General features: G+C 68.9%; 7 protein-coding genes and 1 pseudogene. 6 read left to right on the top strand and 2 right to left on the bottom strand.

Annotated elements, in window-relative coordinates:
• Window positions 1-233: 233 nt before the first annotated feature.
• From DAT35_RS43070 to DAT35_RS61360, 4 genes and pseudogenes are all read left to right on the top strand, one after another.
• Window positions 234-2,603 (top strand): RTX toxin, encoded by a 2,370-nt coding sequence (locus tag DAT35_RS43070; protein ID WP_108075145.1) that lies wholly within the window; start codon window positions 234-236, stop codon window positions 2,601-2,603.
• Between the two features lie 101 nt (window positions 2,604-2,704).
• Entirely contained in the window at window positions 2,705-3,283 is a 579-nt protein-coding gene (locus DAT35_RS43065; protein WP_108075144.1) for a DUF642 domain-containing protein, read from the top strand.
• Window positions 3,284-3,409: 126 nt separating this feature from the next.
• Window positions 3,410-4,294, top strand: a pseudogene (locus DAT35_RS62525) (serine/threonine-protein kinase); the annotation flags it as partial.
• Between the two features lie 342 nt (window positions 4,295-4,636).
• Complete coding sequence (locus DAT35_RS61360) at window positions 4,637-6,691, top strand: tetratricopeptide repeat protein (protein WP_233262044.1); 2,055 nt, start codon at window positions 4,637-4,639, stop codon at window positions 6,689-6,691.
• Window positions 6,692-6,703: 12 nt separating this feature from the next.
• Here DAT35_RS61360 and DAT35_RS43055 read toward each other — a convergent pair whose 3' ends face one another.
• The gene (locus DAT35_RS43055; protein ID WP_108075290.1) at window positions 6,704-7,636 is read right to left on the bottom strand and encodes a glutathione S-transferase family protein; all 933 of its coding nucleotides are present in this window, start codon (window positions 7,634-7,636) and stop codon (window positions 6,704-6,706) included.
• 213 nt (window positions 7,637-7,849) lie between these two features.
• On the opposite strand from DAT35_RS43055, the gene DAT35_RS43050 reads away from it, so the two are divergent.
• On the top strand, window positions 7,850-9,205 hold the full coding sequence (locus DAT35_RS43050) for an MFS transporter (RefSeq protein ID WP_255415250.1): 1,356 nt from the start codon (window positions 7,850-7,852) through the stop codon (window positions 9,203-9,205).
• A gap of 29 nt (window positions 9,206-9,234) precedes the next feature.
• Here the strand turns inward: DAT35_RS43050 and DAT35_RS43045 are convergent, their stop codons facing one another.
• The gene (locus DAT35_RS43045) at window positions 9,235-10,191 is read right to left on the bottom strand and encodes a TIGR02206 family membrane protein (RefSeq protein WP_108075288.1); all 957 of its coding nucleotides are present in this window, start codon (window positions 10,189-10,191) and stop codon (window positions 9,235-9,237) included.
• Window positions 10,192-10,394: 203 nt separating this feature from the next.
• On the opposite strand from DAT35_RS43045, the gene DAT35_RS43040 reads away from it, so the two are divergent.
• Entirely contained in the window at window positions 10,395-11,777 is a 1,383-nt protein-coding gene (locus DAT35_RS43040) for a CotH kinase family protein (protein WP_158502121.1), read from the top strand.
• The last annotated feature ends 135 nt before the right edge of the window (window positions 11,778-11,912 follow it).

The raw sequence follows: 11,912 nt of genomic DNA, 5'->3' as shown, positions 1-11,912 counted from the left end.
GAGGAGTGACGAGGAGCGTCACCCGGTCAGAAAAAGCTGACTCCATTCCCTCTCAAACGCGTAACCCCGCGTTTTTCCAGACACGGCCGGGAGCGTGTCACCTGGAATGTCGTTTGCTCCACGGTCACCGCGGGGGGGCCGGTCGGCCCACCGCGAAGAGGACCCATCCACCGCCGCACCCGCAGCCACAGCCGGCGCACCACTCGTGTGGCGCGCCGCGACAGGAGACGTGTATGCCTCGAAAGACTTTCCGATTCCGCAGGAGCCTCCTCGGGGCCCTGCTGCTGCCCTTCCTGCTGATGAGCACGCTCGCGGGCCTCGAGGGCTGCAAGCCTTCCGAGTCCGTCCAGGCCGAGGAGACCACCAGTGCCACGTTCTCCATCGCCGCCGACGAGCAGGCGTCCGGCGGGAGCACCGGTGGGGCCGGACATGTGTCGTCGCTCGCCAACTTCTCCTTCAGAAGCGTGGCGCGGATCCGCATCGACGTGCTGGAGACGGCGACGAGCATTCCGCTCTTCAAGGGGGTGGACCTCACCCTGGCCGGAGGGAAGTGGTCGGGTACCGTGCCCTTCCTCCCCCGGAACAAGGGCCTCACCTTCCAGGCTCGAGCCACGGGCCTCAAGGACGAGCTGTTCTTCACGGGCAGCACGGACAAGACGCTCACGGGTGACAACGAGAACGTGGTCATCGTGCTGGCGCCGGTGAGTGACGGGGAGATCATCACCCTGCCACGCATCAAGAAGATCACCATCCCCGCCGAGTTCCCTCCGGGCAAGCAGGGCAACATCGACTTCCTGGTGGAGGCCAACACGGGAGAGCAACTCAGCTACGTCATCACCCCGGCGAGCGGCGGCGGCGCCTTCTATCCGGTGCAGGGCACCATCAAGCTGCTGGGCACCACGGGCACCTTTGTCAGCCAGTACGTGCCGCCCTCGGTGACGGCCGAGACCGAGTTCACCCACGAGGTGCTCGTCACCAACTCGGCCGGCCACTCCGTCAAGACGACCTTCAAGACGAAGGTGCTGCCGGTGGACACCTCGGCCGATGCCATCGACACGCACGTGAGCGTGCTCTTCAACCCGGTCATCCAGTCCCTCAAGGCCACGCGGCTGGTGGGCACCGGGGACATCATCTGGGAGGCGACTGTCGCGGATGACGGCGCGGCCTCGGCGCTGATCTACGCGTGGAGCTTCACGCCCAACGGCTCGTTCGACCCCGCTCCCGCCTTCGCCAGCCAGACCAACCCCACCACGATGCACAACTACTCCCCGGCGTTGCAGGGCGAGCTGGTGCTCCAGGTGACGGACGCGGACGGTGGGAAGACGACCCTCAAGTACGTGCTGACACCCGGCCAGTTCCCGGACAACCCCTATGACGTGGGCAACCTCAACGGGCTCATCTCCATCCGCGCCGGCGAGAGCCACACGTGCGTGCTCTTCGACAACGCCAACGTCCGGTGCTGGGGCCTCAACTCCTCGGGCCAGCTCGGCTACGAGCACACGTTGGACATCGGTGACAATGAGCACCCCTACACGGCCGGCAACGTCAACATCATCGGCAACGCGAACCAGGTGGTGACGGGCGCCAACCACACCTGTGCCCTGCTCGAGGGCGGCTTCGTGCGCTGCTGGGGCCGCAACACCCACGGCCAGCTCGGCTACGGCCACACCGCCAACATCGGTGACGGCGAGCCGGTCGCCAGCGAGGGCTACGTGGGCCTGGGCGGCCGCGCGGTGAAGCTCGCCGCCGGTGCCGAGCACACCTGCGCCGTCCTCAACACGGGCAGGGTGCGCTGCTGGGGCGCGAACACCTACGGCCAGCTCGGCTATGGCCACACCAATGACGTGGGTGACAACGAGTGGGTCTGGAGCGCGGGGGACGTGGAGGTGGGTGGCCTCGTGCAGGACATCACCGCGGGGGCGTTCCACACCTGCGCGCTGCTCACCACGGGCAAAGTGCGCTGCTGGGGCCAGGCCGAGCTCGGCCAGCTCGGCTACGGGAACTACACGCAGATTGGCGACAACGAGACGCCCTCCACCGCGGGGGACGTGGACGTGGGCGGGCCGGCCATCCAGCTCAGCGCGGGCAAGGCCCATACCTGTGCCCTGCTGAGCACCGGCCGGGTGGTCTGCTGGGGCTACAACAACAACGGCCAGCTCGGCTATCCGGGCTACTACTCCGCTCCCTACTACCCCTACTTCTCCAACGTGGGTGACAACGAGACGCCCGCCTCGGTCGGCTCCGTCGAGCTGACCGGCACGGCGCTCCAGGTCGCCGCTGGCTCGGACCACACCTGCGCGCTGATGAGCTACGGCGCCATCAAGTGCTGGGGGTATGGCGCATATGGCCAGCTCGGCTATGGCAAGAGCAGCACGCTTCCCACGCCGACCTTCGACATCGTGAACCTGGGTGGCGCTTCGGCGTACTACGTGACGGCGGGTGGCTCGCATACCTGCGCGCTGCTGAGCACCGGCAAGGCGCGGTGCTGGGGCCGCAACGACCACGGCCAGCTCGGCTACGCCAACACCGTCAACTACGGCGATGACGAGCTGCCTTCCGCCGCGGGTGACATCCAGGTGCTCGCGCCGCCCGTGGGTCCGTAGTCCGTGCCGCCCCTCACACCGGCTCCCGGGCCGGTTTGCAAGACGTTGGCAGTCCGTTGGCAGTCATTGACGTGAAACATCGCAATCGCAAGGGAGAGAGCATGAAGCGCATTCTTTCTGGGAAGTCGTTCGTGGGACTGGGGCTGGGCCTCGCGCTGGTGGGGTGCGGCCAGGAGATGGACACGGACACCGCGCGGGAGGCCGGGAACGGCACGGCCGCGCAGCCACTCACCGAGCTCGTCACCAATGGTGGCTTCGAGGCCTCGCCACTCGGTTTCAGCAACTGGGTGTCGCTCTTCGCGGGCAACACCCAGCTCACCGGGTGGACCATCCTGGGCTCGGGCATCGACGTGATGGCCAGCAGCTACAGGTCCGCCAATGCCGGCAAGGCGTCCATCGACCTCAACGCTTATGACGCGGGCGGCGTCTCCCAGACGCTCTCCACGGTGCCGGGGACCGGGTACACGGTGCGCTTCGCTCAGTCCGGTTGTGTGGGCACCTACGTCAAGGTCTCCGCGGGCAGCATCTCGTACAACTTCCGGGTGAATTACGTGGGGTGGGTGTCCAACTCCTTCGTGTTCAACGCCACCGACTCCACCACCGTGCTGAAGTTCGAGAGTCTGTCAACTGGGGTGTCGTGCGGTCCCCAGCTCGACAGCGTCTCCGTGACGGGCCCCTGAGCGGCCACTGCGCCAGGACCGTGGTCCAACCCACGGTCCTACCCGGGGCTCGGTGAGCGCCCGTCACCGAGCGGGGTCACATGCTAGTGTGAACGCCCGTTTCCGTGACGGGGGTTTCGCCGAGCCATGGATCGGAAGTTCTCCAAGGCGTTGCAGAGCACCACCACCCTGGCGCGAGGTGGTGCGGCGGCGCCTGCTGATGAACACCCGGTTCCCTCCGAGAGGCGGGCATTCGCCGAGGGTGTGGTAGTGGCCGGACGCTACCGGGTGGAGCGCTTCATCGCCCGGGGCGGCATGGGCGAGGTGTACGCGGCGGAAGATCTTTCGCTCCACGAGCCGGTGGCGCTCAAGACCATCCGCCCGGAGCTGGCCGTCACGCCGGAGACGCTCCTGCGCTTCAAGCGCGAGCTGCGGCTGGCCCGCCGGGTGACGCATGCCAATGTCTGTCGCATGTTCGACATTGGCGAGCACACCGTCGAAGCAGGGGAGGGGAGCACGCCGTCGAGGACCTTGTTCCTCACCATGGAGCTGCTTTCGGGACAGACGCTTCACGAGCAGCTCGTCCGCCACGGGAGGCTGCCGCCGGAGCAGGTGCTGCGCCTGGCCGAGCAGATGGCGGCGGCGCTCGATGCGGCGCATGCCGCGCAGATCATCCACCGGGACTTCAAGAGCGGCAATGTGATGCTGGTGCCCTTGTCCTCGATGCCAGGAGGGGTGCGCGCGGTGGTGACCGACTTCGGCCTGGCCCGTGGTGACTTCATCGAGGGGGATGGCTCGGCCTCCCGCGACGGCCACCTCGTCGGCAGTCCCGCGTACATGTCTCCCGAGCAGGCGGAGGGCCGGCCCCTGTCTCCTGCCTCGGACCTCTACTCCTTCGGGGTGGTGCTCTTCGAGATGGTGACGGGACGGCGGCCCTTCGTGGCGGACACGCCAATGGCCACCGCGCTCCTGCGTCTGCGGCAGTCGCCTCCTTCTCCACGTGAGCTGGTGCCGGAGCTGGCCCCCGCCTGGGAGGGCGTGCTGCTGCGGTGTCTGCAGCGCCGTCCGGATGCTCGCTTCGCCTCCGCGTCCGAGGCGGTCGCCATGCTTCGCGGCGCCGAGCCCACTCCCTCCTCGCTCTCCCCGGCACTGGTGTCGGCCAGGCGGCGGAGCCGGACGAGGCCGGCCTCACCCTCCTTCGCGCCACACCCCTCGAAGTCCCCGCCACCATCCCCCAGCATGGAGACTCCCCTGGTGCCCCATCCGGTGGCGCGGCGGGTGGTGGCGGTGCTCGCCCCGCGCAACCTGATGGCCAGGGCCGAGTCGGCCTGGTTATCCACCGCCCTGGCGGAGCTGCTCTCCGCGGAGCTGGCCGTGGGCGAGCAGCTGCGCCTGCTCTCCGGGGAAGGCGTGGCGCAGATGCGCGGGGACCTCTCGCTCCCCGACGAGGAGGGCTTCGCGGCGGGCACGCTGCGGCGCATGCGCGCGCACTCGGGCGTGGACCTGGTGCTCACCGGAGGATTCCTCGTGCAGGGACGCGAGGAGACCGCGCGGGTGCGGTTGAACCTGCGCCTGCAGGAGGCCACCACGGGCGAGACGTTGGCCCACGTGACGGAGATGGGCGCGGAGCGGGAGTTGCTCGAGCTCGTCTCGCGCGTGGGGAGCTCGCTGCGCAAGCGGCTGGGACTGGAGCCGCTGACCACCGAGCAGGCCCATGGCGTCCGCAGCGCGATGCCCGCGAGACCCGAGGTGGCCCGGCACTACGCCGAGGGGCTCGCCGCCCTGCGCGGCCATGACGCGGCCACCGCCGTCGAGCGCTTCGAGCGCGTGGTGGAGCAGGAGCCGGCCTTCGCTCCCGCCCACTCGGCGCTGGCCGCCGCCTTCCAGTACCTGTACCAGGAGGAGGCGGCGAAGGAGTCCGCGCGCCGGGCCTTCGAGTTGGCCGGGAGCCTCTCACGCGAGGAGCGACTCCTGGTCTCGGCCCGTCACCATGAGGCCCAGGCCGAGTGGACGCAGGCCATCGAGGCCTACCGGACGCTCTTCGAGTTCTTCCCCGACAACGTGGAGTACGGCACCGCGCTGGTCTATGCGCGGGTGTCCGCGGGGCAGAACCGGGAGGCCCAGGCCACCCTGGAGTCGCTGAGGCGGTTCCCAGCGCCCCTGGGCGAGGATGCGCGGATCGACCTGGTCGCCGCGGTGGCCACGAGCGCGACGGCCGATTTCATTTCGTCGCGGCGGCATGCCGAGGCGGCGGTGAACAGGGCGCGCCGGGTGGGCCAGGGCCAGCTCGCCGCCTCCGCGCTCATCGTGGGAGCCTATGCCGTACGCAACCTCGGGGAGCCCCTGCGCGCCGTCGGGTTGTTGGAGGAATCCGAGCGGCTGTTCCTGGCGGGAGGGGATCGGGGTGGCGCGGCGCGCTCGATGCTCGTGCGCGCCATGGCCCTCATCGACACGGGCCGGCTGCACGAGGCCGAGCGCGTGTTCGTCTCCGCCATCCAGGCGGCCCGGGACATTCGCGGCGGCTCGCTCGAGGCGGAAGCCCTCGTGTGCGCCGGTGGGCTGAGTTGCCGCCTGGGTGAGCTCACCCAGGCCCTGCAGCGTGCCCGGGGCGCGGTGGAGCTGTTCCGGGCACGCGGCCGGCTCTCCGACATGAACGGCGGCACCGTGCTGATGGGCAGCGTGCGGAGGCTCCGGGGCGAACTGGACGAGGCGCGGCGCCTGCTCGAGGAGGGGAGCCATGCGGCCCAGGTGATCTTCGAGGACGGCTACATCGAGGCCTGGGGCCGCTACGAGCTGGGCTGGTTGATGATCGACCTCGGGGAGCTGGCGCAGGCGCGCCAACAATTGGAGCGCGCGCTGGCGCTGCGGCGGGCGCGAGGCCTGGGCGCCTTCGTGGCCGAGACCGAGCTCGGCCTGGCGCACCTGTTCCTGGAGGAAGGGCGGCCCGAGGCGGCGCTCGCGGTGGCGGAGTCGGCGCTGGCGGCCCATGCGGCCCTGAGGAGCCAGGACCGGGAAGGTCTCTCGTATACGGTCAAGGCGCGGGCACTGATTGCCCTGGGGGATGGTCCGGGAGCACGTCAGGCGATGGAGCGGGCCCGGACGCTCGCGGGCCACAGCGAGGATGTGTTCATCTCGGCGGAGGTCCAGCTCACCGGCGCGCTCCTGGTGGGAGGAGCCGGTGGGCTCTCGGAGCGGGAGGCGGAGGCGCGGCAGCTCCAGGCGCTCGCGGAGCGAGCGGCTCGCGATGGCATGAAGCGCGTGGAGCTGGAAGCGCGGCTCCTCCGGGCGGAGTTGGTGCGCGAGGTGGCCGGGGTCGAGGTGGCGGGGGAGCTCCAGTCGATCCGCCACGAGGCGAACCGGCTCGGCTACCGCGGTCTGGTCTGGAGGGCCAGTGCCCTGGCGCCCCCGGCCGATTCCTCACGAACCTGACACCGCGCGTGCCTACCCCACCTTCTGGACCCGGAAGCCAATGCGGGGGAAGTGCACGACGACCTCTCCAGCGCGCGGATCGACACGCCGGATGGCGAGCTCATTCGGCCGCGACAGCACGAACTCGCCTTCCACGGCATCCATCCCATAGTCGGTCGCCGCGATCGTCACGCGCTCGCCTCGTGTGAGCCCATGCAGCTCGAGGAAGGGCTCGCCGTCCAGGGGTGCTGGCGTGCTAGAGGCCGCGTGCTCGACGGCTTGCTGACTCTCCATGCCGTCGGTCGTGCCATGCCCGCGCGCCCGGACGCGCTCCATCCAGGCCTTCACGCGAGCATGGGGCTCGAGGATGCCCGCGACCGCGGCCGCCTGCCGGAGGAACCACAGCGGATGGTAGACGGAGAAGTCGGCGAGGCTCGCGGAGCCGCCGAGCAGCCAGGCCCGGCCGTCCGAGAGCTGTGCCTCGAGCCGCTCCAGGTACAAGCCCAGCGCACCCACGGCGTCCTGAACACTCATCTGGGGCGCGTTGCCGCGGAAGGCCGCGCGGTCGGCGATGAAGGCCTTGAGCTGCTCGGGTGTCAGGTTGCCGAAGAGGCTTCGCAGGCCCGCGGGTTGGAAGGTGTAGGCAATCACGGTCCAGAACAGGGTGGAATCCGCCCACTGTGACTGGATGTGCGTGAGACCCGCGGCTTCGGGCGGATAGAACGTGGGGGCGGGCGCGAGCCGCTCCAGCACGTCCGCGATCAATGTGGTGTCACAGTAGATGTCCGCGCCGATTTGCAGGAACGGGGTCTTGCGGTAGCCGCCCGTCAGGGCCGTCACGTCCGGCTTGGGCATGATGACCGGGATGATGACGGAGGTCCAACGCAGGCCCTTGAAGCCAAGCATGGTGCGGGCCTTCTCGGCGAAGGGCGAGCCCGGGTAGTGATGAAGGATGGGTTGGGACATGACGGGGAATGAGAGGAATGGGTGGTGGGCGGGCCGCACTTCGAGTGCAACTTTCAGCGGCCATCACCGAGGGTAACATGGCGAGGCCCCACGCCGTGGCGGCTGCCGGGCGAGAGGAACATAACTGGGGCTGTGCCTGTCTCCACCCCTTCCTTGCTCACCGTCGAGGCACGCGCTCCGTCAGCCCGTGGTGCCCGGCTGGCGTCGCTCGCCGTGGCCAGCGCGCTGTTCATGGAGTTCGTCGACTCCACGGCGCTGGCGACCGCGCTGCCCGCGTTGTCCATGGCGTTTGGCACCGACCCGGTCCACCTGAAGCTGGCGCTGACCTCCTACCTCCTGGCGCTGGCGGTGCTCGCACCGGCGAGTGGCTGGATCGCCGACAAGTACGGGCCCCGGCGCGTGTTCATGGTCGCCATGGCCGTCTTCCTGGCCGGCTCCGTTCTGTGTGGCTTCTCTCGGTCGCTGGGCCAGATGGTCCTCTTCCGCACCCTCCAGGGATTGGGCGGCGCGTTGATGACACCGGTGGGCCGGCTGATCGTGGTGAACTCGGCACCACGTGAGCGGCTCGTGTCGGCGATGAGCTGGTTCACCATGCCAGCGCTCGTAGGCCCGCTCCTGGGGCCGCCACTCGCCGGCTTCATCCTGCGCATCGCGGATTGGCCGTGGATCTTCTTCATCAACGTGCCGGTCGGAATCCTCGGCATGCTCGCGGTGATGCGCTTCGTGCCCCCGCTGCACCAGCCGGATCCGGGCCCGTTCGACTGGAAGGGCTTCACCCTCTCGGCCATCGCCATCACGGCGCTGATGGTGGCGGCGGAGACCGTTGGCATGGGCCTCGTTCCGCTGTCGGTTCAAGTCGTGATCGCGGGCGTCGCCTTGATGGGGATTGCGGCCTACGTCGTGTATGCGCGAAGGGTGGAGCGGCCGGTGCTGAACCTCCGGCTGCTGCGTGTCGCCACCTTCCGAGCGAGCTTGATGGGAGGCACCTTCCTCCGGGTGGGGCTGGGCGCGACGCCGTTCCTGATGCCGTTGCTGTTCCAGGTGGGGCTGGGCTGGGGCCCGTTCGAGACGGGGCTCGTGACCATTGGCACCGCCGTGGGGGCAATGGCCTGCAAGCCCGTGGCGCCCGCGTTGCTCAGGCGGTTCGGCTTCCGCTCCACGCTGATCGTCACCAACGTCGTCACCGCCGTGCTGACCGCCGTCCCGGCCCTCTTCCGCGCCACGACGCCGATCCCCTTCATCGTCGTCGCGCTGGTGATCGGCGGTTTTGTGCGGTCGATGCAGTTCACCGCGCTCAACACCGTGGCCTATGCGGACATCCCCCAGTCGACGACCAGCAATGCATCCACCCTGTCGGTGGTGACGCAGCAGATGGGCGTGAGCCTGGGCATCAGCTTCGGCGGCCTGATGCTGAACCTGGCGCGCGGTGGTGACGAGGCGCCCCTGACGCCCGAGCGCTTCATCCTGCCCTTCATCGCCGTGGGCGTGGTGTCGATGCTGGCCGGTCCGCTCTACCGGAGGCTGTCGCCTGACGCGGGCTCTCGCATCGGCGGCCGCGCGATGGCTTGACGCCGCACCTCCCGGGTCGGGCGTAGGACTCAGGAGGAGCGGCCCGCTCGGCGGAAGGGCAGGGAGAGCAGGGTGAAGAGGCCCAGCGCCACGCCCTCGGTCACGAGGATGTACACCGGCCAGGGGCCGAACCAGTCGAGCGGAGTCGGGGCGGCGGGTCTGGCACACAGGTAGAGGAAGTTCGTCCCGAAGACGAGGTTCACCCCTCCCACGAGTGCGGCATAGGCATTGGTGAGGAGGAACACCCGCCACACCGCGCCGGGCCGGGGCGGCCGGTCCAGTCCCCAGACCAGGAGGACGGCGGTTACCACGACGGCCCCGTGCAGTGCGAAGTAGCTGAGGAAATGCGGGTCCGGAAATCCCACCGGCATGTCCGGGGTGATGATCGCGAGAAAGGTGCCAGCGCCCGCCCAGAAATAGAGCACCTCGCAGGCCAGCGGCGAGAGGGTGAGGAGGGAGAAGAGGCCCACGAAGATGGCCATGTCGCACAGGTGGAGGGGCGCGAGATCGCTCCAAGGTCTGCCCGCGAGCCGCTCACGGACGACGGTGGCCACTGTGAGTGCCAGCAGCAGTCCCGCGAGCCCGAAGCGCACGCCCATGGCCGTCCGAGGATGACGGCGGACGAGCCACACCAGCCCCACCGCGGTGAGGACTGTGAGGGCCATCGCACCCAGGTGGGCGGGGCCGAAGAGGACGAAGGGCCGTGGCGTGGCGTGAGCTCCAAAAGCTGACAGAAGTGTAGCGCGGGCCCCGCCGGGCCTTGGAGAGGACTGCCCTGGAGGGCCGTGTATGGGCAACACAGGTTGGGTGCACTCCGAGGGGCATTGCGAGCGGGGGTTCCCCTCCACATCTACCCCTTCCGCTTTGTCAGGCAGAGGGAGTCCATGGGGCAGATGAGAGTCGTGGGGATGACAGGCGTTCTCCTCCTGGGGTGCATCCTGGGCTGTGGAGACATGGGGAGCGGCGGCCTGGGTCTGCCCCGCCATCAGTCGAGGCCCTCGGGCGCCAGGAGGCACGAGCGGATGCGCTCCCGGCTGCGGAGCAGGAGGAGGGGGATGGAGACCGGGACGGAGACGAGGACGACGATGACAGGCCCGGCCCGCCCTGCGCGCCGACTGCGGGGGGGCCTTATTGGCTCGAGGAGGGGGCGCCGCTCACACTGACGGTGTCCTGCTCCAACGGGAGCCCTTTGAAGGGGTCCGACGTCCACCTCGAGCACCTGCCGCGGGGGGCCCACTACGACAAGAAGTCGGCGACGCTGCTCTGGACGCCGGGGCTCGACCAGGCCGGGGTGTACGAGATCACCCTGAAAGGGAAGAAGAAGCAGGTCGGTGCGGTGAAGATCGGCGTGGCGGACAACTGGAGTCACCCGCGCAACGTGCCAGTGGACCCCGCTCGCTACACCGAGGAGTACGGGCTGCCGGTCATTCACATCCAGGGCGCATCGCAGCTCAACCCAGACGCCCATGTGCCCATCACCATCATCTACCGCGGCCACACCTACGCCGCGGAGGGCAAGCTGCGCGGCAGTAGCTCCCTGGCCTTTCCAAAGAATAGCTACACCCTGAAGTTCTCCGAGCAGGATCCGTTCAATGAGCCCGAGCTGGGTGGGGCCTTCTCGAACCGGCGCTCGCTGGTGCTTGTCAATACTTTCAATGACAACTCGTACCTGCGCACGCGGCTGGGCTTCGAGCTGTGGGGCCGGCTCTCGCCCGAGAGCCTCCAGGTGAAGACCTATAGCGCGGTGGTCTTCCTCGACGGGGCCTACCACGGGCTCTACACGGTGGCCGATCACGTCAACAAGCACCTGATGGCGGCTCAGGGGCCGAGCGTGGACGGCAACCTCTACAAGGCGGACACCGGCTCCGCCAACTTCCGCCTGGTGGACAAGGACGGTCGACCCAAGCCCCATCCGCATGTGGGCTACGTGAAGCAGGATGGAAAGCCGGAGGAGGGGGAGCCGGGTGCCTTCGACGATCTCGACGACTTCGTCCGCTTCGTGGCCACCGCCAGCGACGAGTCCTTCCGCACCGAGGGACCCCAGCGCTTCAGCCAGCGCGACTACGAGAACTGGTGGGCCTTCATCACCTTGCTGGTGGCCATCGACTCGGACGTGAAGAATTCCTTTCACTACCACGACCCGAAGGGTGGCCCCTGGCGCTACATCCCCTGGGACCTGGATGGAACGTTCGGGCAGACATGGAAGACGCAGCGCTTGCGGCCCACGGCAGCGCTCGACACGGGGACCGACAACGAGATGGTCCGGCGCCTGCTCGCGGAACCGACCTTCGCGGGGCCCCTCAAGGCGCGCCTCCGCGCGGAGCTCTCCGGCGAACTCTCCCCCGTCCTGCTCCACGCGCGTCTCGACACCATCGCCCAGGAGATTGGCCCGAGCGCCCGGCGCGACGAGGCTCGATGGATGGCCCAGTACCGGGGTTTTCCCCTGTGGTCCCAGCGGACGGACTTCACCACCTTCGACGAGGAGGTGGAGTACATCCGCCAGTGGATCACCCAGCGCTGGGCCTTCCTCGACTCGCAGCTCGCTGAGGGCCCCCGCGCCTGGGCCAGCTGAGCAGGGCGCGAGGGTGCCATCTGGTACGAGCGCACGCCGCAGCTGGACACGTTGTCAGGCTTGGACCTCGGTCTCGGTTGACGCGGTCGCGTATGCCGCCCACCCTTCACGTGGCCCCATCTACTCGTGGCGTCT

Source organism: Vitiosangium sp. GDMCC 1.1324, assembly GCF_003044305.1.
Lineage (GTDB): Bacteria > Myxococcota > Myxococcia > Myxococcales > Myxococcaceae > Archangium.
Note: the sequence above shows the minus strand (reverse complement) of the source record. Positions and strands in the feature narration are given on the sequence as shown.